The sequence below is a fragment of the Vagococcus sp. AM17-17 genome (genome assembly GCF_003471765.1).
GTDB classification, from domain to species: Bacteria; Bacillota; Bacilli; order Lactobacillales; family Vagococcaceae; genus Vagococcus; species Vagococcus teuberi.
This window is the reverse complement of record NZ_QRJY01000008.1, coordinates 1-23,728: the sequence shown is the minus strand read 5'-3', so window position 1 is coordinate 23,728 and position 23,728 is coordinate 1. Positions and strand designations below refer to the sequence as shown.

Annotated in this window: 18 protein-coding genes, 1 tRNA gene and 1 rRNA gene; 16 read left to right on the top strand and 4 right to left on the bottom strand. The window is 36.4% G+C overall.

The window, feature by feature from the left end; translation table 11 throughout:
- Position 1 precedes the first annotated feature (1 nt).
- Together DW196_RS11500 and DW196_RS11495 are read right to left on the bottom strand one after the other, a co-directional pair.
- On the bottom strand, positions 2 to 490 hold the full coding sequence (locus DW196_RS11500; RefSeq protein WP_199566568.1) for a class I SAM-dependent methyltransferase: 489 nt from the start codon (positions 488 to 490) through the stop codon (positions 2 to 4).
- The gene (locus DW196_RS11495) at positions 487 to 786 is read right to left on the bottom strand and encodes a hypothetical protein (RefSeq protein ID WP_199566567.1); all 300 of its coding nucleotides are present in this window, start codon (positions 784 to 786) and stop codon (positions 487 to 489) included. The genes DW196_RS11500 and DW196_RS11495 overlap by 4 nt, the downstream gene beginning before the upstream one ends.
- Positions 787 to 937: 151 nt before the next feature.
- Here DW196_RS11495 and DW196_RS08665 point away from each other — a divergent pair, with 151 nt between their 5' ends.
- Complete coding sequence (locus DW196_RS08665; protein WP_118250966.1) at positions 938 to 1,792, top strand: hypothetical protein; 855 nt, start codon at positions 938 to 940, stop codon at positions 1,790 to 1,792.
- 247 nt (positions 1,793 to 2,039) lie between these two features.
- Positions 2,040 to 3,845, top strand: coding sequence for a DUF2264 domain-containing protein (locus DW196_RS08660; protein ID WP_118250965.1), 1,806 nt, complete (start codon positions 2,040 to 2,042; stop codon positions 3,843 to 3,845).
- 50 nt (positions 3,846 to 3,895) lie between these two features.
- On the opposite strand, the gene DW196_RS08655 is transcribed toward DW196_RS08660, so the two are convergent.
- Together DW196_RS08655 and DW196_RS08650 are read right to left on the bottom strand one after the other, a co-directional pair.
- Positions 3,896 to 5,269 (bottom strand): L,D-transpeptidase family protein, encoded by a 1,374-nt coding sequence (locus DW196_RS08655; protein ID WP_071456000.1) that lies wholly within the window; start codon positions 5,267 to 5,269, stop codon positions 3,896 to 3,898.
- Between the two features lie 147 nt (positions 5,270 to 5,416).
- Positions 5,417 to 6,370, bottom strand: a complete 954-nt coding sequence (locus DW196_RS08650) for an L-lactate dehydrogenase (RefSeq protein ID WP_071456001.1) — start codon at positions 6,368 to 6,370, stop codon at positions 5,417 to 5,419.
- A gap of 248 nt (positions 6,371 to 6,618) precedes the next feature.
- Between DW196_RS08650 and pth the strand changes: the two genes are divergently transcribed.
- From pth to DW196_RS08580, 14 genes are all read left to right on the top strand, one after another.
- A complete protein-coding gene (gene pth / locus DW196_RS08645) occupies positions 6,619 to 7,188 on the top strand; it encodes an aminoacyl-tRNA hydrolase (protein ID WP_071456002.1) in 570 nt (189 codons plus the stop codon).
- Between the two features lie 16 nt (positions 7,189 to 7,204).
- The gene (gene mfd / locus DW196_RS08640; RefSeq protein ID WP_118250964.1) at positions 7,205 to 10,753 is read left to right on the top strand and encodes a transcription-repair coupling factor; all 3,549 of its coding nucleotides are present in this window, start codon (positions 7,205 to 7,207) and stop codon (positions 10,751 to 10,753) included.
- Complete coding sequence (locus DW196_RS08635) at positions 10,746 to 12,323, top strand: polysaccharide biosynthesis protein (RefSeq protein WP_158563553.1); 1,578 nt, start codon at positions 10,746 to 10,748, stop codon at positions 12,321 to 12,323. Before mfd ends, DW196_RS08635 begins: the two co-directional genes overlap by 8 nt.
- A gap of 17 nt (positions 12,324 to 12,340) precedes the next feature.
- Positions 12,341 to 12,601: an RNA-binding S4 domain-containing protein gene (locus DW196_RS08630; protein ID WP_071456005.1), complete on the top strand. Its 261-nt coding sequence runs from the start codon at positions 12,341 to 12,343 to the stop codon at positions 12,599 to 12,601.
- A gap of 83 nt (positions 12,602 to 12,684) precedes the next feature.
- Positions 12,685 to 13,068 carry a septum formation initiator family protein gene (locus DW196_RS08625; protein WP_071456006.1) on the top strand — a complete coding sequence of 128 codons (384 nt, stop codon included), beginning with the start codon at positions 12,685 to 12,687 and terminating at the stop codon, positions 13,066 to 13,068.
- Between the two features lie 70 nt (positions 13,069 to 13,138).
- Positions 13,139 to 13,624 (top strand): S1 domain-containing RNA-binding protein, encoded by a 486-nt coding sequence (locus DW196_RS08620; protein ID WP_118250962.1) that lies wholly within the window; start codon positions 13,139 to 13,141, stop codon positions 13,622 to 13,624.
- A 63-nt stretch (positions 13,625 to 13,687) separates the two neighbouring features.
- Positions 13,688 to 15,085, top strand: coding sequence for a tRNA lysidine(34) synthetase TilS (gene tilS / locus DW196_RS08615; protein WP_147408680.1), 1,398 nt, complete (start codon positions 13,688 to 13,690; stop codon positions 15,083 to 15,085).
- 18 nt (positions 15,086 to 15,103) lie between these two features.
- The gene (gene hpt / locus DW196_RS08610; protein WP_071456009.1) at positions 15,104 to 15,649 is read left to right on the top strand and encodes a hypoxanthine phosphoribosyltransferase; all 546 of its coding nucleotides are present in this window, start codon (positions 15,104 to 15,106) and stop codon (positions 15,647 to 15,649) included.
- Between the two features lie 80 nt (positions 15,650 to 15,729).
- Entirely contained in the window at positions 15,730 to 17,829 is a 2,100-nt protein-coding gene (ftsH, locus tag DW196_RS08605; protein ID WP_118250960.1) for an ATP-dependent zinc metalloprotease FtsH, read from the top strand.
- A gap of 105 nt (positions 17,830 to 17,934) precedes the next feature.
- A complete protein-coding gene (gene hslO / locus DW196_RS08600; RefSeq protein WP_084657138.1) occupies positions 17,935 to 18,837 on the top strand; it encodes an Hsp33 family molecular chaperone HslO in 903 nt (300 codons plus the stop codon).
- Positions 18,838 to 18,851: 14 nt separating this feature from the next.
- Complete coding sequence (dusB, locus tag DW196_RS08595; protein WP_071456011.1) at positions 18,852 to 19,841, top strand: tRNA dihydrouridine synthase DusB; 990 nt, start codon at positions 18,852 to 18,854, stop codon at positions 19,839 to 19,841.
- Positions 19,842 to 19,958: 117 nt separating this feature from the next.
- Entirely contained in the window at positions 19,959 to 21,422 is a 1,464-nt protein-coding gene (lysS, locus tag DW196_RS08590; RefSeq protein WP_187363592.1) for a lysine--tRNA ligase, read from the top strand.
- 533 nt (positions 21,423 to 21,955) lie between these two features.
- Positions 21,956 to 23,514: ribosomal RNA gene (locus DW196_RS08585) — 16S ribosomal RNA — on the top strand.
- Between the two features lie 74 nt (positions 23,515 to 23,588).
- Positions 23,589 to 23,661, top strand: a tRNA-Ala gene (locus tag DW196_RS08580).
- Positions 23,662 to 23,728 lie beyond the last annotated feature (67 nt).

The window sequence follows — 23,728 nt, the reverse complement described above, 5'->3', positions numbered from 1 at the left end:
TTTATTTTTTACATTTAATAGATTTTGTAACGATAAAACATTTTAAATAGTCATCTAAAGGCCGATTTCCATTAAAATCATCTTCGTAAAAACCGTTCATCATGAATCCATGATTAAATTTCCCCTGAATTTGAGACTCGAGCGTATGACCAAACTCGATAGTTTGGTCTGATTGGATTAACTCTTTTACTTCTAACTCGCTTAAATTATGTAGAGTAGAATAAGGAATTTTATTTTTTACTATCAAGTTCCCTTTCATATCCTCTTCATCATCAAATATAAATAGTATGGGATTAGTAAAACCAGTAATAAGTGTTCCACCAACTTTTAGGACTCTACTTGTTTCTTTCCAAAAAGAATCTAAATCTTTTATAAATAGGTTAGATACAGGATTTATAATCATATCAAAGCTTTCATCCGAAAATATTGATAAGTCCGTCATATCAGCTTTTTTAATAGTGATAGCTAAGTTGTCCCTTTCTGCAATCATCCTATCTTGTCTTGCTCAAGCTGCTTATCAGAAATATCAACAACTGTAACATTTGCTCCAGCAGCAGCAAGTATAGGAGCTTGTTGACCACCACCTGAAGCTAAGTAGAGAATATCTACTCCGTCTAAATTCTTTGGAAACCAATTTCTAGGAATTGGTTTGTGGTAGGTAATAATAACGGACCAGTCGCCATTTTTAGCCTTTTTAATAACTTCCTGAGACACTGCTTGAGTATATTTGGTATTATTTTCGACTTGTTTATCCCAAGCTTTTTCATTTTGATTTGTAATATTCATAGATAAATCTCCTTAGATTATTTTTTCAAGACTATATGTTCGCTATTATTAGAATATTTTTTGTTCAATTAATGATATGATATAAAAATAAAAAAGAAAAGTATTTCAATATAATAAAAATAATAGATTTATTGATAGAGGAGTGAGTGATATGACTAATATAAATATAGAAGTGGTTAATCTTGTATCAAAATTTTTAAGTTTTTTTGATAAAGCAGAATTAGTAAAGGGTATGGATGATAAATGGAAGCTGTGGCAAAGTGAGTATAACTTCGCAGCCATCCCACCTACAGAAGAAGGATTGGCAAAAGCGAAACAAGATTTTATTGGTGTCTATAATCAGTATTACAAGTATGAAGATCGGATAAGAAGATTTCAATATGATGAGGTAATGATAAAGCAGTGCATCTTACAATTACAGAAAGAATTACTTTTTAAAAGTCCTTTTAGTATCAAAATAGTTTATTTTGTTGGTTTTTTCGAAAATAATCCATTTGTCACAACAGATCAAACAGGAGAATTATGTTTATGTTTACCTATCGAGAATGATATGAATAAAACAATTGAGCAGATAAGGTTATACCATGAACTAAGTCATATATTTCACTCTAAAATCTCAAACATAAATTTTACATATCAAAGAAGTTTAGGTTTTCTAATCATGCAAGAAGGAATCGCATTGCAAATGAGTAGGAAAATGGTCCCTGGTTGTAGAGATGATAGTTATATTTCTCATCAATTAGGGTGGTATGACGACATTAAAAAATATCAACTCCCTATCTTGATAGGGATAGAGGAAGACATCTGGAAAAATAATCCAGAGGTTTTATACAAATACACAATGGGACAAGGAAACACTGGTCATGAAAGAGAAGCTTATTACGTTGGTTGGATTGTAGTTAATCTACTGTTAAAAGAGGGTTATACTTTTTTGGAACTCATGACCTTGGATGAACAGCAAAGTAATTTATTAGTAAAGCAGTTTATTGAAAAGACGACAGCTTAGATAATATTTCCATCAAAAGTTAAATAAATCTCTGTTTCCCCCATTGCTTCAGTGTAAATTTTTACGGTAGTGAAAGGTGGAGCAATAAAAGGAGCAACAGCAATATCGTTGCTATTAACAATACTAACCTCTTCAGGGAAAAATTGATTTCAGAAAAATAATTAGTTACAATGTGATTGTAAACGTTTCACATAATGTTTTTTATTCATATTTTTACTTTTTTAGTAAAAAAACAAGAGGTGCAAAAATGAAGTATACTTTTGAAACAAGACAAGATTATATTGACTCATTATACAAAATGATTACTCCTTTATCATCCTATTATGATAGTGAGATACCAGGAAAATTATTAATAGGACAAGGTACTAGCGGAACAGTCTATTCTCAAAGTACAAGAGAAGTGGAAGGGTTCTTGCGTGTTCTTTGGGGTGTTGGCCCATTGATTGTTCATAATTCGAATGATAAGTTGAGCAGAATTGTGGTTGAAGGATTACGAGTAGGAACAGATCCAGATGGTAGCCATTATTGGGGCACGTCTAAGAACTATGATCAATTGATAGTGGAAATGGCAACACCCAGTACGACATTATTATTAAATCCAAAATTATGGGATAGATTATCATCAGCAGAACAAGATAATGTTTTTAATTGGTTAAATACGGTTAATAGTCGAAAAACGCCTAAGAATAATTGGCTGTTTTTTAGAATTTTAGTCAATGTTTGCTTTAAAAAACTAGGTAGAGAATTTAATCAAGAAATAATAGAAGAAGATTTTAAAGAAATCGAAGCATTTTATATTGGAAATGGTTGGTACTATGATGGTAGGTCAACACAAATGGATTATTACATTTCATTTGCTATTCACTATTATTCATTAATTTATTGTAAGTTTATGGAGGATAGTGATAAAGCCAGGACTGATTCGTTCAAAAAAAGAGTAAAAGAATTCGCTGAGAGTTTTCAGTATTGGTTTGATGCAAACGGTGAAGCCATTCCTTTTGGTAGAAGTTTGACGTATCGTTTTGCTCAAAGTGCTTTTTGGTCAGCTTTAGTATTTGCTGATGTTGAAGCACTTCCTTGGGGAGAAATTAAAGGAATACTTGAAAGAAATATGACCTCATGGTGTGAACATGATATTTTTTTAAGAGATGGTCGATTAACTATTGGGTATCATTATGAAAATTTAGTCATGGCAGAAGGATACAATGGATCAGGGTCACCTTACTGGGCTTTTAAAACATTTTTACTTTTGGCAGTGGACGAAACACATCCATTTTGGTCTAGTCAGTCAATTGAAAAGCAATCGAATAAGTCAGAATACTTAATACCTGAAGCCCAAATGCTTGTTCAAACATCTCCAAATCAAGTACAGTCTTTTGTTGCAGGACAGTTTGAACCAAATCAAGCGCATATAGAGGCAAAATACAGTAAATTGGTTTACTCAACAGTATTTGGTTTTAGTGTACCAAAAAGCCATCTGTTTTATCGTCAGGGTGGATTTGATAATTGTTTAGCTTTATCAGAAGATGATAGCTATTATAGAACAAAATTTAAATCTGACTCTTTTGAAGTGACACAAGAGTATGTTAAAAGTATTTGGAAACCATGGAGTAACGTGGAGGTATCTACTCTTGTTGTCCCTATGAATGGTTGGCATGTTCGTGTACATGACATAGAAACACAACGAGAGCTAATTGTTCGTGATGGAGGGTTTGCGACACCGATTGAAGAAACAAATGTAGTGGAAGAGCATAATAAAATGACGTGTGAATCATCTATTGGGACAAGTGTTTTAGTTCCTTTAGAAGGATTTGAAGATATGGAATATACGACTAACGAGCCAAATACTAGTTTGTTTTTTAAAAATAGTGGGCATCCATCTAGTCGAGCAACATTATCTATTGGAAAACATCGTCTGATTAGTTTAGTTGGAGGTATTGCAAGCGGTGATTCAGAATGGTTACGTCAACCAGTAGTACAGGTTGAGAATAATATATTAATAATCATACAGGGGGATAGTAAAAAAGCCATCCAACTATCAAGTTTTATATAAAATAAAAATGACTTGACTAACTAAGATAGTTAATCGAGTCATTTATTTTTTTAAAAGACAACAACAGGCACGCCTACATCAATCATATTGAATAACTTGGCACAAACATCAGGAGGAGTGTTAATACAACCATGAGAGCCAACTGTTGTGTATGATGTTCCACCGTATGCATTGGCATTTTGCCAAGGTGAATCATGAATTCCAACACCTGTCCAATCAATAGGCATCCAATAATCAACAGGACTAGCATAATCTTCACCACGTAAAATTTCATTACGTTTTTTATTCCAAACATAAAATACGCCAGGTGGTGTCGGAGTACTTGGCTTACCAGAAATAATAGGTGTCTCTAAAGCTACTTTGCCATCCTTGTAGTACCACATATGCTGAGCTTGTAAATCAACTTCTATGTATGTATTTGATATTAATGGTGTTTCTGGTGTTGTGCTTCCTTGATAAGCAGGAACACGATTTGTAAATCCTTTGCCTGATAAGATCAGTTCAGTCAATTGCTCAACTTCATTATCAGTCCAGATAGTCCAACTATACGTGCCAGCAGGGACAGTCACTTCACCACGTTTTGTACTATTAAATTTCGTTGGATTAGTACTTGTATTGTAAGTTTGTCCTAATTGAGTAACATACTCTTTTACAAGGTCTTTCTTTAAATCGACATCGCCTTTTTCGTTTGTTGTTAACCAACTAGCGATTGTTTCTTTAGGGATAGCAATTTCTTGTCCATTGATAAGATAAGTTGCGCTAACGTCTGTTAATTTGTTAATGTCTTCTAATTCTTTTTTTAATTTACTATCAGTTGCTAGAACAGTTGGTTTTTGGACATATGTCTCTAACTCAATTGTTCCTTCGCCTTCTTTTACATGCGATTCAAAAGCAGAAATAAATTTATCTATATCAATCGTATTTCCTGCTACTTCATTTGTTATTTGGAATGTACCATCTTTCATTTCAATCATCGCATTCTTGGTTGGCGTACGTTTTTTATTGAATTCAGTTAATGTTGTTCTCAGCTCAGTTGCTTCTTTAGCTAGTGCATCCTTATTGTAATCAGTCATAATGATTGGCACATTTTTTGGTTTATTAATATAATTCATAAACCATAGCCAAGGATTTTGTTTTTTTATAGTATTATCAACAGTTTTATCAACATCAAATGTAATGCCTAATTGTTGTTTAGGAATTGCTTTCCATGTCTTTCCACTATCTAAAACCAGAAATTCATCTTGATGGACGTTGTCCTTTATTTTTTTTATTGCTTCTTTCTTAGACAATTGACTAATATTGATTTGACCAACTGTTGTATTGGGTAAGAATTTATTTTGATAAATGATTGCGAAATACGAGTAAATACTTACAATAATTAATACCAAGACCAGTGGTACCAATAACCACGATTTTCGTTTCATATGAAGCCCCTTCCCATAATAAAAATTGTAACATTATTGTAACATATTCTTCATTAAAAACAATATAAGTGCTTCCATATCTTTTTAGTCAATAAAAAGTAAGAAAAGACTAGAAAAGTATTTATTCCAGTCTTTTTGTCATTCAGTTTATTTGAAAGCTTCATCCAATACTTGTTTTAAACGTTCAGCAGATAAATCAAATTTCTCTTGTTCAGCATCTGTTAGTGGGAGTTCAATGACATGACTGATTCCCTGGCGGTTAATAACAGCAGGAGCTCCAATATAAATATCGTTTAACCCATATTGACCATCTAAATAAACAGATAATGGTAATACAGCATTTTCATCATAGAGAATCGCTTTTGTGATACGAGTAAGAGCAACGGCGATACCATAGAATGTTGCACCCTTTTTATCAATAATCGTATAGGCAGCATCACGTACCTTAAAGAATATATTAACGAGTTCTTCTTCATCAACTTCAGGATGATCTGACACCCATTCATAAATTTGTAGTCCGGCAATATTAGCGTGTGACCAAACAGGGAACTCAGTATCGCCGTGTTCACCAAGAATATACCCATGAACGTTACGTGCATCGACATCAACTAACTCAGCAATTGTTTGTCTAAATCTAGCAGAGTCAAGAGATGTACCACTACCAATAACTTTATGTTTCGGAAATCCTGAAAACTTCCAAGTAGCATAAGTTAAAATATCAACAGGGTTTGTTGCAATTAAGAAAATACCATCAAAGCCAGAAGCAACAATGTCATCTACGATAGATTTAAATATTTTTAAATTTTTATTGACTAAGTCTAAACGTGTTTCACCAGGTTTTTGTGCTGCACCAGCTGTAATCACAACGATATCAGCATCTTTACAATCAGCATAAGTTGCAGCGTATATTTTTTTAGGAGAGGTGAACGCTAATGCGTGAGATAAATCAAGGGCATCACCTTCAGCTTTGTTGACGTCAATATCAATGATACCAATTTCTTGTGCGATGTTTTGTGTCACTAGTGCAAAGATATAGCTTGAACCAACTGCTCCGTTGCCGACAACAATAATTTTTTGATGATCAATATTTGAGTGTTTCATGTAATCGCTCCTTGTTGTTTTATTTACTCCAATACGGATTATACCACTAAAAATCTAAAAAACCCAAGAAAAAGGTCATTTACCTAATAACAGTCTATTAAACAAACGTTAACTAAATCTAATTAATAGTTATTATTCATAGTAAATGTAAAGGTATGGTATAATTATTTGAAATATTTTTTAGTCAAATACCATGCAGGAACACGTGTCTTTAACCCGTGTTTTTTGATGTTATAGGAGAATATATGATGAAATTAATTGTTGGATTAGGTAACCCTGGAGTGAAGTATCGTGCGACAAGGCACAATATTGGTTTTATCGCACTAGATGAAATGGCATATCAAGAAAATGCTACATTCAATAAAAGTCAATTCGAAGCAGACATAGCAGAATTATTTGTAAACGGTGAGAAAGTGTTATTAGTAAAACCTCAAACGTTCATGAATGAATCAGGGCGTAGTGTTGGTCCATTGATGACTTATTATAATGTGTCTCCAGAAGATATATTAGTGATTTATGATGATTTAGATTTGCCTGTTGGTAAAATACGATTGCGACAAAAGGGCAGTGCTGGTGGACATAATGGAATAAAGAGCTTAATCTCTCATATCGGCACACAAGAGTTTAATCGTGTACGTATTGGGATTGATCGACCAAAACGCGGAGAAGAAGTGATTGCACACGTGTTAGGGAATTTTCCTAAAGATACACATGAAGACCTGTTATCCGCTGTTAAATTAGCTGTAGATGCCAGTTTATATTGGGTGAATGGTCATTCTTTTGTCGATACAATGAATCAATATAATAGTAAAAAATAAGGAGGACTATTAAGTAATGTACCTCAATGAAGGATTATTATCCGTTATCAAACATGACGAACAGGTCAATCAATGGTATCACGCCATTGATACAAATAAGGCACAGCTTGTTACCGGTTTAGCAGGTTCAGCCAAATCACTTGTTATGTCGATATTATTACAAAAAAATAAAAAAATAATGATTGTTACCCCAAATCTATATTATGGGACAAAGTTAATGGATGACTTACAACATGTTGTTGATGAGTCTTATTTGCATTTTTTTCCAGTCGATGAAGTAGCCGCAGTAGAGATGTCTTTTTCTTCTCCTGAGGCTTTAGCTGAGCGAATTAACAGTTTAGTGTTTTTAAATAATGATGAACCAGGTATTTTAGTGACTCCTTTAGCAGGGCTAAGACGCTTTTTACCATCACCAAAAAATTGGAAAGAAAACATGTTACAAATCTCAGTTGGAGGCATACTTGATTTAACGACATTACCTGAGCAATTAATTTCTTTAGGTTACGTTCGAGAACAAATGATCGGTAAGCCTGGAGAATTTAGTATCAGAGGAAGTATTGTAGATATTTATCCTTTAACTAGTGAGTATCCCGTTCGTATTGATTTATTTGATGATGAGGTGGATTCGTTACGTTTATTCGATGCCGAAACGCAACGTTCACTGTCAGAAGTAGAGAGTATATTGATCCCACCAGCTATGGATCAAGTGGTGACGAAAGAGCAATTAGCCAATGCTTCAAAAGAGCTTGATATGTCTTTAAGCGAAAAATTGGATGGTATAAAAGATCCAGACAAAAATGCACAGCTAACAGCTTATAAAAACTATACAGTGGGTGAATGGGAAAATGGCCACCCAACAGATGACATTGGCCAGTATATTGACTTGATTTATGATGAAAAATATCATTTAAGTGATTACCTTTCAGTTGATGATTTGGTATTATTTGATGATTATAGTCGGATGTTGGATACAGAAAAAGAAATATTAAGAGAAGAAGCTGAATGGTTAACGATTAAGTTAGAAGACAATCCTGTTTTTGAAGACCGCACACTCGGTGGTGATTTCAGGCAAATTATGAAAAAAATGCCGCAAAATCGTACATTTTTCTCTTTATTTCAAAAAGGAATGGGGAATTTACGTTTTTCAGCTGTGTATCCTTTTGAGTATCGTTCAATGCAACAGTTTTTCGGGCAACTACCATTACTAAAAGCAGAGATGGATCGTTGGGCGAAACAAAAACAAACAGTAGTTGTGTTAGTTGAAAATGATGAGAGAAGTAAAACGATTGAACGCTTATTCATTGATGCGGGTATTTCTGTTGTAGTAAGTGGTAAGAAAGAGTTGCTAGAAGGGCAGGCTCAAATCCAAGTTGGATTACTAGAGTCAGGTTTTGAACTACCGCAAGATAATTTGGTCGTGTTGGTTGAAAAAGAAATTCTTCATACTAGAACGAAACGTCAAGCACGTAAACAAACTATTTCAAACGCAGAACGTCTAAAAAGTTATAACGAATTAAGTCCTGGAGATTATGTGGTTCATGCTAATCACGGGATTGGTAAATATATTGGGATGGAGACATTACTAAGTGGTGGTACGCATCAAGATTATATGACCATTCTTTATCAAAACAACGATAAATTGTTTATTCCAGTGACGCAACTTGATTTGATTCAAAAATATGTGGCATCAGAATCAAAAGCACCACGTATTAATAAATTAGGTGGCAGTGAATGGACGAAGACAAAGAAAAAAGTATCGGCTAAAGTTGAAGATATCGCCGATGATTTGATTCAGTTATATGCTGCTAGAGAAGCAGAAGTTGGATATGCTTTTTCGCCAGATGATGATTATCAACATGAGTTCGACAATGCCTTTCCGTATTCAGAAACGGATGATCAGTTGCGTAGTATTCAAGAAATCAAGCGGGATATGGAGAAAAAACGTCCAATGGATCGCTTGTTAGTAGGGGACGTGGGTTACGGTAAGACGGAAGTGGCCTTACGTGCGGCGTTTAAAGCAGTTAAAGATGGCAAACAAGTCGCCTTTTTAGTACCAACTACAATTTTAGCGCAACAACATTATGAAACCATGCTCGACAGATTTAAAAATTTCCCAGTTAGTATTGGCTTGATGAGCCGTTTTAGAACGAAAAAACAACAAGAAGAAACGATTGACCAATTGAAAAAAGGTCAAGTGGATATTATTGTTGGCACGCACCGAATTTTATCAAAAGACTTAGAATTTATGGACTTAGGATTGCTTATCATTGATGAGGAACAACGTTTTGGGGTGAAACATAAAGAGCGACTAAAACAATTACGTGCACAAGTGGATGTATTGACGCTAACAGCTACACCGATTCCAAGGACATTGCATATGTCAATGCTTGGTGTGAGAGATTTGTCGGTTATTGAAACCCCACCGGCCAATCGTTATCCAGTGCAGACATATGTAATGGAAAAAAATCCAGGAGCGATACGTGAAGCTTGCGAACGTGAAATTGCTCGAGGTGGACAAATTTTTTATCTATACAACCGAGTGGATACGATTGAGCAAAAAGTCGATGAATTAAAAATGTTGGTACCAGACGCGCGTATTTCATATGCTCATGGTCAAATGACAGAAGTCCAATTAGAGAATGCGTTAATGGAATTTATTAATGGCGAATACGATATTTTAGTCACAACCACTATTATTGAAACAGGGGTGGATATTCCTAATGTGAATACATTGTTTGTGGAAAACGCTGATCACATGGGATTGTCTCAGTTGTATCAGTTAAGAGGTCGCGTCGGTCGAAGTAACCGTGTTGCCTATGCATATTTTATGTACGAACCACAAAAAATATTAAATGAAGTCAGTGAAAAACGACTTCAAGCAATTAAAGATTTTACTGAATTAGGCTCTGGATTTAAGATTGCAATGCGAGATTTATCCATTCGTGGTGCCGGAAACCTATTAGGTGCTCAGCAACATGGCTTTATTGATTCAGTCGGGTTCGATATGTATACGCATATGCTTAATGAAGCAGTTAATCGTAAGCGTGGTATTGATAAGAAGGAAACAAAAACTATGACGGAAATCGACTTAGGAGTAGATGCCTACATTCCAAGTGATTATATAGAGGATGAGCGACAAAAAATTGAAATGTATAAACGCATTCGTCAGCTTGAAAATCAAGAGATGTATGATGAGTTGGAAGCTGATTTATTAGACCGTTTTGGCGAATACCCAGATGAAGTGGCTAATTTATTAACGGTTGGATTGATTAAAATGAATGCTGATTTTGCTTTGATTAATAAAATTCAAAAGAAAAAACAATCGATTTATATTGAGCTAAGTAAAGAAGGAACTTCTGCTTACACAATAGAACAATTGTTTAAAGCTTTATCTAAAACCACTTTAAAAGCTGAAATTAGTACGGATGACCATTTGGCAGTGACATTGAAACTACCGAAAGATTTGTCTGTTGCAACTTGGTTGCATGAAATATCAGCATTTGTCGAAGCGTTGCGACAAGAAAGATATGAAAAAAAAGAGACACAGGATGAAGTTGATGGATAAATTAAAAGTTGAAAAAACGGTACTAAAAGGCACATTAATTTTGACTGTCACATCATTTATTGTCAAGATTTTAAGTGCTGTTTACCGAGTTCCGTTTCAAAATTTAGTGGGAGATGAAGGGTTTTACGTTTATCAGCAAGTTTACCCGATATACGGGATTGCGATGACATTATCTTTATCAGGGATGCCAGTTTTTCTATCGAAGATTTTAGCTAGCGAGGAGTCTCCTACAGAGCAAAAAAGATTAACGAATCAGTTTTTTTACTATGTTAGCGTGTTATCCGTTTTCTTATTTTTAGGTCTATTCATCGGGTCGCCTCTTGTGGCTTTGATGATGGGAGATAAAGAATTAGCTCCTTTGATACGTGTTGTGTCATTTGTTTTTCTGCTCGTTCCATTTTTATCGACGTTACGAGGTGTTTTTCAAGGTGAGATGAATATGCTCCCGACTGCAACGTCTCAATTAGTCGAACAAGGTATTCGAGTTGGCGTGATTCTATTTGCTGGCTGGTTGTTTTATGTGAATAGTTTAGATGTTTATGCCGTGGGAAGTGTTGCGACATCAGGTGCTATTATTGGTGGATTTGCAGCCATTGGCGTGCTATTGTATCACGCCAGAGGACAAATGACGTCATTTTACCCATTTCCACGAAAAAAAGACCGCCAAAAAAGCTTGCTTAGACGATTGATATTCGAAGGTGGGGCACTATGTTTTTTTAGTGCATACCTAGTGATTTTTCAGTTGATTGATTCATTTACTGTTAAAAAATATTTAGTCTTTTCTGGGATGCCAGATTTGTCAGCAAAAATTGCTAAAGGTGTATTTGATAGAGGACAACCACTTGTCCAATTAGGTTTAGTAGTTGCCGTATCGATGACAGCTACCTTTATGCCGACGTTAACACATTATTACAAAAATAAAGAAATATCTGATTATGAGTCAATGGTGACATCTTATTTAAAAGTGTCTCTTGCCATATCGATGGCAGCAGGAGTTGGTTTGGCGTTATTAGTTCCATTTGTAAATGTGACGTTATTTAGTAATAACGATGGTGTGTTGACATTATCATTTTTTGTATTATCAGTTAGTGTGGCGTCTATGATTCAAACTTACCAAACGATTTATCAAAGTCAAAATCGAGTGCATTACCAATTTGTAGCGGCAATTTTTGGTGTTTTACTAAAAAGTATATTAACACCAGCATTGACTTACTATTTTGGCACATTAGGGTCAAGTATTAGCACACTGTTTGGCTTATTAGGGTGTTTAATGGTATTACATCACTACCTCGTCAGAAAAGGATTTAGATTATCAGTTGGGACTATGTTTATTGTCAAACTAATGGCTAGTTTAAGCATGATGGCGCTATTAGTGTACCTATTTCGATATACATGTGTGACACAAGGATTATTAAACACTCACCGTGGTATGACGTTTGTTGTTACGCTTGTTGGTGTGTTACTAGGTGTTAGTGTTTATATGATAAGTATTGTGAAATTTAAATTATTTAGTTATGATGAATGGACTATGTTACCATTCGGTCAAAAGATATATAAGCATTTTTATTAAAAAATTGGAGTGATAATATGAGATTAGATAAATTTTTGAAAATTTCTAGAATAATTAAACGTCGAACAATCGCAAAAGAAATAGCAGATAAAGGACGGATTCAGGTCAATCATAAATTAGCGAAATCGTCTACTTCTGTAAAGGTTGGCGACGTGATTACAATTATGTTTGGTAACAAAACATTAGAGGTTAAAGTGTTAGACTTAAAAGACACAACCAAAAAAGATGAAGCAAAAAATTTATATGAAATTATCAGTGAAATCAAAAATCAAGACTAAAAACTAACGATAAGTATTAGACATTGATGCAGTGAGTTGGTATAATAAACACAAGTATACACAGAAATGGAGTTTAGCGTATCATGAGTGAACAAAAACCATTATTAAGTTTAGAGATAAGTGAAGAAATAGCTCCTTCTGATATGGGAAAGTCTCAGCGTGAACAAAAAAAAATGATTTATAAGCGTCGTCGTTTAACTCTTATGTTTGTGTTAGCGTTTTGTTTATTTACGTTTATGGGAATTAATCTATTTCGTAATGGGCAACATTTGTTGTCATTACAACAAAATCATACCGAAGTAAAAAAAGAGTACGCAAAAGTGAAGTCAGAGAAAAAGGATTTAGAAAACGAAGTTAAATTGTTGAAAGATCCTGAGTATGTTGAAAAAGTCGCTCGTGCAAAATATTTTTACTCAAAAGAAGGCGAACAAGTGTATAGCATCCCAGCATTAAGTGGTGCAAATTAAAAGTTAGCGGCAACTTAAAAGATTAATAAAAATAATATATTAAGAGGATTCAAGGAGGAAAATTTTTTTTATGTCAATCGAAGTGGGGACAAAGTTACCTGGTAAAGTGTCAGGTATTACTAATTTTGGAGCGTTTGTAGATTTAGGTGAAGGGAAAACAGGTTTAGTGCATATCAGTGAGGTATCAAACAGTTTTGTTAAAGATATCAAAGATGTCCTAAAAGTGAACGATGAAGTCGAAGTAAAAGTAATGAGTGTTGGTGATGATGGAAAAATAGGATTATCCATTAAACGGGCAAATGAAGAAGAACGTCCAGCACAACGTGAGCGCAAAGAATACAAACGTTCATCAAATAACTACCAATCCGATCGTAACAATAATCGCGGTAATGATCGTGGTAAAAATAATCGCAAACCTGCAGCGGTAGCTACTCCACAAAAAGAAAGTTTTGACTCATTGATGAGTAATTTCTTAAAAGATAGTGATGATAGATTAAGCACACTTAAACGTAGTACTGAAGGAAAACGCGGCGGACGCGGCGGACGTCGTAACTAATAGATAGAGGATAAGAGGTGGCTCTTATCCTTTTTTTATGCGATAAAGTAGGAGGAGAGTCTTTTGTACCAGAGATTTCAACAAATAATGAAGGCAGACTATCATTTGACGCCTGATACACGCATCGTTGTGGGCGTTTCAGGTGGTGTAGATTCTATGGTGTTGTTGCATTTACTGTGTCAATTACCAGAAAACATGCGTCCAACGATTCATGTTGCACATATTAATCATCAATTAAGAAAAGAATCGCTTGAAGAACAAGAATTTGTTACTCAATATTCTAAAGAACGTGGTTTGCCTATTTATATAGGCGTATGGGATAGTGGGTTGACTATTAAAAAAAATGTCGAACAAGAAGCACGTGAATTTCGCTATCATTTTTTCGAAGACGTGATGCAAGAAACGAATAGTCAGATGTTGTTAACAGCGCATCATAAAGATGATCATATTGAAACTGTGTTAATGCGTTTAATCCAAGGGAATCAACTTAAGACGTTAAGTGGTATCGCAACAAGTCGAGCCTTGGGAAATAAGTATCAAGTGATGCGACCGTTATTAAGTTTTTCTAAAAAAGAACTGTATGTATACGCAGCAAACGAAAACATACCGTATTATGAAGATGGTAGTAATTTTTCCGATGATTATTTACGTAATCGTATACGGCATTATGTGCGCCCTATGTTAGAGAATGAAAATCCTAATATAGGCGAGAGTATTGTGCGTCTTGCTAAAGAAGTTAATCAGCAAGCGGTAGTTATAGAGTCACTTTTAAAACCGTTAATCGACACTTTGATAACTTATCAAAATAATACATGGCATTTAGATTATCTTTCGTTAAAAAGACACAATTTAGCGATACAATCTGAAGTAATTCGATATTTATTAACAGATGTTCAAGAGAAAACTAAACTATCTGTCGGTTATGAACACGTGAATCAGATAGTAGGCATGATTCAAAATGATAAACCAAATTTAACCGGTCAATTACCGAATAATTGGCTCATTGAAAAAACTTATGATAGTATAACAGTCTCTAAAAAAAGTCATAACACAGTAAAACATCAAAAAATTTATCTTGAAAAAAATCAAGGGGCATTTTTATCTGATACTCAGTGGCTAGGAATGTTTGAAGTAGGGAAAGAAACATTGCCAGAAGAGTTAAAATCTTGGCAGTATAAAGAGATGGTTTACACATGTGGTAAAAATCATTCAATTCGAGTCAGAAAACGTGAAGCTGGAGACAGATTCGTATATAATCGTAAAGGTCAGACTAAGAAAGTATCACGTTATTTTATTGATGAGAAAATACCCATCAAATTACGTGATTTAAGTTGGCTTGTTTTCGATGAAAAAGGGTGTCTTCTGTGGCTTTTGCCATTTAGAGAAAGTTATTTGAGTATTGAGTACGAAACTGATAAAATACAGTATAAGCTTGTCTACTTGTATCAGGAAGATGAGTAAGTTTGGAAGGAGAACCCAATGTTAGAAAAAGATATCGAAAAAACATTTTATTCAGAACAACAAATACAAGAACGTGTTGCCGTTTTAGGTGAAGAAATTAGTCGTGAATACCAAGATAAATTTCCTTTAGTCGTTGGTATTTTAAAAGGCGCTGTACCGTTTTTATCTGATTTAGTTCGTGCGATGCCAATTCATATGGAAATGGATTTCATGGATGTATCAAGTTATGGAAATGCAACAGTCTCTTCAGGGGAAGTTCGTATTCTAAAAGACTTAAGTACAGTGGTTGAGGGCCGTCATATTATCTTAGTGGAAGATATTATTGATAGTGGCCGTACATTGAAGTACTTAGTTGATTTACTAAAACACCGTAAGGCAGCATCGGTAAAAATCGTGACAATGCTTGATAAACCAGAAGGACGCGTCGTCGATATGGCTGCTGATTATGTTGGTTTTGAAGTGCCAAACGAGTTTGTTGTCGGATATGGTTTAGATTATGCAGAAGATTATCGTAATCTACCGTATATTGGCGTACTTAAACCGGAAATATACGAAAATGCTTAATTTTTCGAACGTTTAATGTTACAATGATTTCTTAGGAATGATTACAAACTAAAAACTTAATATAGAGAAGGAGGACATGTATGAATAAAAAGAATTCAGGGATGCGTAACTCGCTGTATTATATTATTGTATTTCTATCAATGATTACAATAGTATACTTCTTCTTTGGGCAAGGCGGCGACCAATCTCCTACTATAAATTATTCAACGTTCTATCAACAATTAAAAGATGATCAAGTCAAAGATTTCACCGTACAGCCATCAAATGGCGTTTACAAAATTACAGGTGAGTATCGTGAAGAACAAAAGATCACCGATTCAGGTGGCTTACCAGTATTTGGTAAAACAAAAGTAAAATCAAAACGATTTACAACCTCTGTCTTACCGAATGACGCAACGATTTCAAATATCAGTGAAACAGCGAGTGAATCAGGAACCAAATTTGTTGTTAAAGAGCAGTCTAACAACAGTGTTTGGGTATCGCTATTGTTTAGTTTCTTACCAGTATTACTAATGGTGTTCCTATTCTATATGATGATGGGACAAGGCGGTCAAGGCGGTGGAAACGGCCGTGTCATGAACTTTGGTAAAACAAAAACAAAAGAAGCGGATAAAAAAGCAATCAACGTTCGTTTCTCTGACGTAGCAGGTGCTGAAGAAGAAAAACAAGAGTTAGTTGAAGTGGTTGAATTCTTAAAAGACCCACGCCGTTTTGTGGAGCTTGGAGCAAGAATTCCTGCCGGAGTGTTACTTGAAGGACCTCCCGGAACTGGTAAAACATTACTAGCAAAAGCTGTTGCCGGGGAAGCTGGTGTACCATTCTTCTCAATTTCAGGTTCAGACTTTGTTGAAATGTTTGTCGGTGTTGGGGCAAGTCGTGTACGTGACTTGTTTGAAACAGCGAAAAAATCTGCCCCAGCCATTATCTTTATTGATGAGATTGATGCAGTTGGACGTCAACGTGGTGCCGGTATGGGTGGAGGACACGATGAACGTGAACAAACCCTTAACCAATTACTTGTTGAAATGGATGGTTTCAATGGTAATGAAGGAGTTATCGTAATTGCCGCAACGAACCGTTCAGATGTATTAGATCCGGCCTTACTTCGTCCAGGACGTTTTGACAGACAAGTTCTCGTTGGAACACCAGATGTTAAAGGTCGTGAACAAATTTTACGTGTACATTCTCGTAACAAACCATTGGCAAATGATGTTGACTTAAAAGTTGTTGCACAACAGACACCAGGATTTGCCGGTGCAGATTTAGAAAACGTGTTAAACGAAGCTGCTCTTGTAGCTGCTAGACGTAACAAAAAGAAAATTGACGCATCAGATATTGATGAAGCACAAGATAGAGTGATTGCAGGTCCTGCTAAGAAAGACCGCATGATTAGTAAAAAAGAACGTTCAATGGTTGCTTACCACGAAGCAGGACATACAATCTGTGGATTAGTGTTAAGCGATGCAAGAATTGTCCATAAAGTAACAATCGTTCCACGTGGGCGTGCTGGCGGATATATGATTGCTTTACCTAAAGAAGATCGTTTCTTAATGACTCAAAACGAAATGTTTGAACAAATCGTTGGGTTGCTGGGTGGACGTGTTGCTGAAGAAATTATCTTTGGTGTAAAATCTACTGGAGCAAGTAATGACTTTGAACAAGCAACCAACTTAGCTCGTTCAATGGTGACTGAATATGGTATGAGCGATTCATTAGGTCCTGTACAATATGAAGGAAACCATCAGGTATTTGTTGGCCGTGATTATGGTCAAACAAAAACTTACTCAGAACAAATCGCCTTCCAAATTGATGAAGAGGTAAGAAATATCTTAACTCGTGCTCATCAAAAAGCAGTTGAAATCATTGAAGCTCACCGCGACGAACATAAATTGATCGCAGAGTCACTTCTTAAATACGAAACACTTGATGCGAAACAAATTAAATCATTATTTGAAGAAGGTAAAATGCCAAGTGATGATCAACCTGAAGAGTATCCAAGTGAAAAAGATGGTTCTTTTGAAGAAGTTAAAGAAGCGTTAGAGAAAAAAGACGCAGAAAAACAAAAAGCCGAGTTTCAAGAAGAAAGAGAAGCAGAGCATTCTTTAAATGAGCGCGACAAAGAATTATCACAATCGATTAAAGAAGATGAAGAAGTTGTGAAAGAAGATAAATCTGAGTAAAAATAGTTTTAAGATTGAATCAAATACGTTATGATAAGTGGGATATACGAAAGTATAGCCCACTTTTTAATTGGGAATAATAAAGAAAGAAAGTAGGCACGATAAGTGAGTAAACAAACAACAGATTATTTAGTTAAAGCTTTATGTTTTAATGGAGAAATTCGTGCGATGGCAACTCGCACAACAGAGTTAGTTGCTGAAGCACAACAACGTCATGATACATGGCGCACGTCAACAGCGGCACTAGGTCGTTCTTTAACAGGAGCCTTGATGTTAGGTTCAATGCATAAAGGTGACGAAAAATTAACGGTTCGTATTCAAGGGGATGGTCCAATCGGTGCTATCGTCATTGATGCTGATGCAAAAGGACATGTAAAGGGATACGTTAAAAACCCACAAGTTAATTTACCGGCCAATGCATTAGGAAAAATTGATGTGCGTGGTGGAGTGGGAACAAATGGATCTCTAAGTGTGGTAAAAGATTTAGGATTAAGAGAGCCGTTTACAGGACAAGTTCCATTAGTTTCAGGTGAACTAGCTGAAGACTTTACATATTATTTAGCAACATCAGAACAAGTTCCTTCAGCAGTCGGGTTAAGTGTATTAGTTGATAATGAAAATGATGACGTTGTAAAAGCGGCAGGTGGATTTATGATTCAAGTCATGCCTTTTGCTTCAGAAGAAACACTTGTTGAAATTGAAAAACGTTTAGCAGATATTCCGCAAGTGTCTAATTTATTAGATCAAGGTGAAACACCTGAAGAAATTCTTTATCGTTTATTAGGTAAAGAAAACGTCGAAATTTTAGATACGATGCCAGTCGAGTTTCAATGTGATTGCTCTAAAGAACGTTTTTCTTCAGCCCTAATTACCTTAGGAGTCGATGAATTAACCAATATGATAGAAGAAGACAATGGAGCAGAAGCTGTCTGTCATTTTTGTAATGAAAAATATCATTATACAGCAGAAGAGTTATCAGTATTAAGAGACGAGGCTATGCAGTCTTAAGAGGAGGAAACCCGATGTGGAAAATAGGAAACGTCGAGATTCCTAATCGAGTGGTTGTGGCACCGATGGCCGGAGTAAGTAACTCGGCTTTTCGTGTAACAGTCAAAGAGTTTGGTGCAGGGCTTGTGGTATGTGAGATGATTAGTGATAAAGGCATTCAACAGCGTAATAAAAAAACGCTAGAAATGCTTTATATTGATGAAACAGAACACCCGCTTAGTTTACAAATATTTGGTGGTAATAAAGAAAACTTAGTTGAAGCCGCTAAATTTGTCGAAGAATACACGACCGCAGATATGATTGATATCAATATGGGATGTCCAGTAAATAAAGTCATCAAAGCTGAAGCAGGTGCTAGATGGTTACTTGATCCAAACAAAGTATATGAAATGGTAGAAGCTGTGGCGAGTGCTGTGAGTATTCCGGTGACAGTGAAACAACGTATTGGTTGGGATGAAGAACATGTGTATGCTGTTGAAAATGCATTAGCTGCTGAAAAAGCCGGTGCGAGTGCAGTGGCGATGCATGGTCGAACACGCGTGCAGATGTATGAAGGAAGAGCTAACTGGGATGTACTAAGGGAAGTTAAAAAGCATTTAACCATTCCATTTATGGGGAATGGTGATGTGAGAACCCCAGAAGATGCAAAACGCATGCTTGATTATGTTGGATGTGATGGCGTAATGATTGGGCGAGCTGCGTTAGGTAATCCATGGATGATTTATCGCACACAGCATTATCTAGAAACAGGTGAGTTGTTAGAAGAGCCACACCCAGCTGAAAAAATCGAGACAGCTAAACTTCATTTAGACCGTTTAATTCGTTTGAAAGGTGAAAAAATTGGCTGTTTAGAATTCCGTCAACATGCCGCGTATTATTTAAAAGGCGCCCCACGTGCAACCAAAACACGACTAGCCGTTAATAAAGCGACAACTCAAGAAGAAATGAATCAGATTTTGGATGAGTATGTATTAGTTGTAAAAGAAAAAGGATTAGTCGGATAAAAAAGGCAAATTAACTTGCCTTTTTTTTGCTATTTATGGCATTATAGGAGAGAGTAGAATGGCAAATAATGTATAGGAGGAAGTAACGTGTCAAAAGATAATCAAGAGCATCAAGAAATGAATGATCAACTCATCGTTAGACGAGAAAAAATGGCGGAGTTGCGTGACAAGGGATTAGACCCATTTGGAACACGTTTTGAGCGTACAACCAATGCAAAAGAATTGCATGAAAAATATGATGACAAAACTAAAGAAGAATTACAAGAGTTAAACCTAACAGCGACAATTGCTGGTCGTATCATGACGAAACGTGGTAAAGGTAAAGTAGGGTTTGCTCATTTACAAGATAGAGAAGGGCAAGTACAGATTTACGTTCGTAAAGATGCGATTGGTGAAGAAGCCTATGAACTATTTAAACAAGCTGACTTAGGTGATTTTGTTGGAGTAACTGGACAAGTGATGAAAACTGATATGGGTGAGATGACAATCAAGCCAACTGACTTTACATTCTTGACAAAAGCTCTTAGACCGTTACCGGATAAATATCACGGTTTAACAAACGTTGAGCAAAAATACCGTCAACGCTATTTAGATTTAATTAGTAATCGTGATAGCTTTGACAAATTTGTTAAACGAAGCGAAATTATTCGTGAGGTACGTAACTACTTAAATGACCATGGCTATTTAGAAGTTGAAACACCAACCCTACACAATATGGCAGGTGGAGCAGCAGCAAGACCATTTATTACACATCATAACGCATTAGATATGGAGTTATATTTACGCATCGCACTTGAATTGCATTTAAAACGATTAATTGTTGGTGGAATGGAAAAAGTATATGAAATTGGTCGTGTATTCCGAAATGAAGGAATCGATGCGACACACAATCCGGAATTCACCATGTTAGAAGTATATACAGCTTATACTGATTATAAAGATATTATGGATTTAACAGAAGGTATCATTACAACAGTCGCTCAAAAAGTATTAGGAACATTACAAATCCAATACGGTGATGTTAATGTTAACTTAGAAGGACCATGGAAGAGAATTCATATGGTTGATGCGATTAAAGAAGTCACAGGTGTTGATTTCTGGAATGTAACATCAGACGAAGAAGCAAGAACAATCGCTAAAAAACATAATGTTACTATAGAAGAACATATGGATTATGGCCATGTGATTAATGAATTTTTTGAAGAGTTTGTTGAAGATACGTTGATTCAACCAACCTTTATCTACGGCCATCCGGTTTCAATTTCTCCACTTGCTAAGAAAAATCCAGAAGATGATCGATTTACAGATCGCTTTGAAGTTTTTATAGTAGGAAAAGAATATGGAAATGCCTTTACTGAGTTAAATGATCCAATCGATCAAAGAGAACGATTTGAAGCGCAAATGAAAGAAAAAGATTTAGGAAATGATGAAGCTCACGGAATAGATGAAGACTTTATCGAAGCGTTAGAGTATGGAATGCCTCCAACTGGTGGTTTAGGAATAGGGATAGATCGATTGGTTATGTTGCTAACAAACTCTCAATCAATTAGAGATGTGCTACTATTTCCAACAATGAGATAAAAAAGTGAAGAATTTCTTCACTTTTTTTTATTTGTTTTGAGAGGTTTACTTTAGGTTTTACGATTAATGTTCGCATTATAGTAGGTGTATCTAGTAAAAAGAGTTAGGGGACTGAATTAAAACCTTATATTTAACGAATAAACGATCGTAATATAATTGTAAAGTCTGTGAAAAAAAGTTTTAAAAAAAGGTTGACGATATCGAATAAACTTGTTATATTAATACATGTCCTTGAGACACAAGTTTGAAAGTTTTGTTCTTAGAAATGAATATTTTTATTTTTTGTTGACTGTTAAATTATCAGAAAATTCCAAAAAATAATTTTAAAAAAATCTTGACAGACACTTGTTAACTTGGTATGATATAAAAGTTGTTATGGCAACAAAGTTTAGACCTTTGAAAACTGAACAAAGTAAGACAAACCAAATGTGTAGGGCGTTTCTACTATGTAGAAACAAACCATATTTAGTGAATACAATTCGCTAGCAAGTTTTAAAAAAATGAGCTTAAACATCGTAAGATGTTATCAACTTTTTATTGAGAGTTTGATCCTGGCTCAGGACGAACGCTGGCGGCGTGCCTAATACATGCAAGTCGAACGCATTTCCTTTCACCGGAGCTTGCTCCACCGAAAAGAAATGAGTGGCGGACGGGTGAGTAACACGTGGGCAACCTGCCCATCAGAGGGGGATAACACTTGGAAACAGGTGCTAATACCGCATAATTGATTTTACCGCATGGCGAAATCATAAAAGACGCTTTAAGTGTCACTGATGGATGGGCCCGCGGTGCATTAGTTAGTTGGTGGGGTAATGGCCTACCAAGACCATGATGCATAGCCGACCTGAGAGGGTGATCGGCCACACTGGGACTGAGACACGGCCCAGACTCCTACGGGAGGCAGCAGTAGGGAATCTTCGGCAATGGACGAAAGTCTGACCGAGCAACGCCGCGTGAGTGAAGAAGGTTTTCGGATCGTAAAACTCTGTTGTTAGAGAAGAATAAGTGATAGAGTAACTGTTATCACCTTGACGGTATCTAACCAGAAAGCCACGGCTAACTACGTGCCAGCAGCCGCGGTAATACGTAGGTGGCAAGCGTTGTCCGGATTTATTGGGCGTAAAGCGAGCGCAGGCGGTCTTTTAAGTCTGATGTGAAAGCCCTCGGCTCAACCGAGGAAGGTCATTGGAAACTGGAGGACTTGAGTGCAGAAGAGGAGAGTGGAATTCCATGTGTAGCGGTGAAATGCGTAGATATATGGAGGAACACCAGTGGCGAAGGCGACTCTCTGGTCTGTAACTGACGCTGAGGCTCGAAAGCGTGGGGAGCAAACAGGATTAGATACCCTGGTAGTCCACGCCGTAAACGATGAGTGCTAAGTGTTGGAGGGTTTCCGCCCTTCAGTGCTGCAGTTAACGCATTAAGCACTCCGCCTGGGGAGTACGGCCGCAAGGCTGAAACTCAAAGGAATTGACGGGGGCCCGCACAAGCGGTGGAGCATGTGGTTTAATTCGAAGCAACGCGAAGAACCTTACCAGGTCTTGACATCCTTTGACCACTCTAGAGATAGAGCTTTCCCTTCGGGGACAAAGTGACAGGTGGTGCATGGTTGTCGTCAGCTCGTGTCGTGAGATGTTGGGTTAAGTCCCGCAACGAGCGCAACCCTTATTGTTAGTTGCCATCATTTAGTTGGGCACTCTAGCGAGACTGCCGGTGACAAACCGGAGGAAGGTGGGGATGACGTCAAATCATCATGCCCCTTATGACCTGGGCTACACACGTGCTACAATGGACAGTACAATGAGTTGCAAGACCGCGAGGTTTAGCTAATCTCTTAAAGCTGTTCTCAGTTCGGATTGTAGGCTGCAACTCGCCTACATGAAGCCGGAATCGCTAGTAATCGTGGATCAGCATGCCACGGTGAATACGTTCCCGGGCCTTGTACACACCGCCCGTCACACCACGAGAGTTTGTAACACCCAAAGTCGGTGAGGTAACCTTTTGGAGCCAGCCGCCTAAGGTGGGATAGATGATTGGGGTGAAGTCGTAACAAGGTAGCCGTATCGGAAGGTGCGGCTGGATCACCTCCTTTCTAAGGATAATTACGGAAAACACATTTTGTCTTTACTTTGTTCAGTTTTGAGAGGTCTACTCTTAAAATAGTTAGGGGCCTTAGCTCAGCTGGGAGAGCGCCTGCCTTGCACGCAGGAGGTCAGCGGTTCGATCCCGCTAGGCTCCATTGATGAGTAATCATCAAACGAATTGTTCATTGAAAACTGGATAGTTGAAGTTAGACATCAACATAA

Coding starts and splice junctions, on each gene's coding strand:
- DW196_RS08625 (WP_071456006.1), top strand. CDS start 12,685: ATGAGTGAACAAAAACCATTATTAAGTTTAGAGATAAGTGAAGAAATA.
- mfd (WP_118250964.1), top strand. CDS start 7,205: ATGTACCTCAATGAAGGATTATTATCCGTTATCAAACATGACGAACAG.
- lysS (WP_187363592.1), top strand. CDS start 19,959: ATGAATGATCAACTCATCGTTAGACGAGAAAAAATGGCGGAGTTGCGT.
- DW196_RS11500 (WP_199566568.1), bottom strand. CDS start 490: ATGATTGCAGAAAGGGACAACTTAGCTATCACTATTAAAAAAGCTGAT.
- ftsH (WP_118250960.1), top strand. CDS start 15,730: ATGAATAAAAAGAATTCAGGGATGCGTAACTCGCTGTATTATATTATT.
- DW196_RS08665 (WP_118250966.1), top strand. CDS start 938: ATGACTAATATAAATATAGAAGTGGTTAATCTTGTATCAAAATTTTTA.
- DW196_RS08630 (WP_071456005.1), top strand. CDS start 12,341: ATGAGATTAGATAAATTTTTGAAAATTTCTAGAATAATTAAACGTCGA.
- DW196_RS08660 (WP_118250965.1), top strand. CDS start 2,040: ATGAAGTATACTTTTGAAACAAGACAAGATTATATTGACTCATTATAC.
- dusB (WP_071456011.1), top strand. CDS start 18,852: ATGTGGAAAATAGGAAACGTCGAGATTCCTAATCGAGTGGTTGTGGCA.
- DW196_RS08635 (WP_158563553.1), top strand. CDS start 10,746: ATGGATAAATTAAAAGTTGAAAAAACGGTACTAAAAGGCACATTAATT.
- hpt (WP_071456009.1), top strand. CDS start 15,104: ATGTTAGAAAAAGATATCGAAAAAACATTTTATTCAGAACAACAAATA.
- DW196_RS08655 (WP_071456000.1), bottom strand. CDS start 5,269: ATGAAACGAAAATCGTGGTTATTGGTACCACTGGTCTTGGTATTAATT.
- DW196_RS08650 (WP_071456001.1), bottom strand. CDS start 6,370: ATGAAACACTCAAATATTGATCATCAAAAAATTATTGTTGTCGGCAAC.
- pth (WP_071456002.1), top strand. CDS start 6,619: ATGAAATTAATTGTTGGATTAGGTAACCCTGGAGTGAAGTATCGTGCG.
- DW196_RS11495 (WP_199566567.1), bottom strand. CDS start 786: ATGAATATTACAAATCAAAATGAAAAAGCTTGGGATAAACAAGTCGAA.
- DW196_RS08620 (WP_118250962.1), top strand. CDS start 13,139: ATGTCAATCGAAGTGGGGACAAAGTTACCTGGTAAAGTGTCAGGTATT.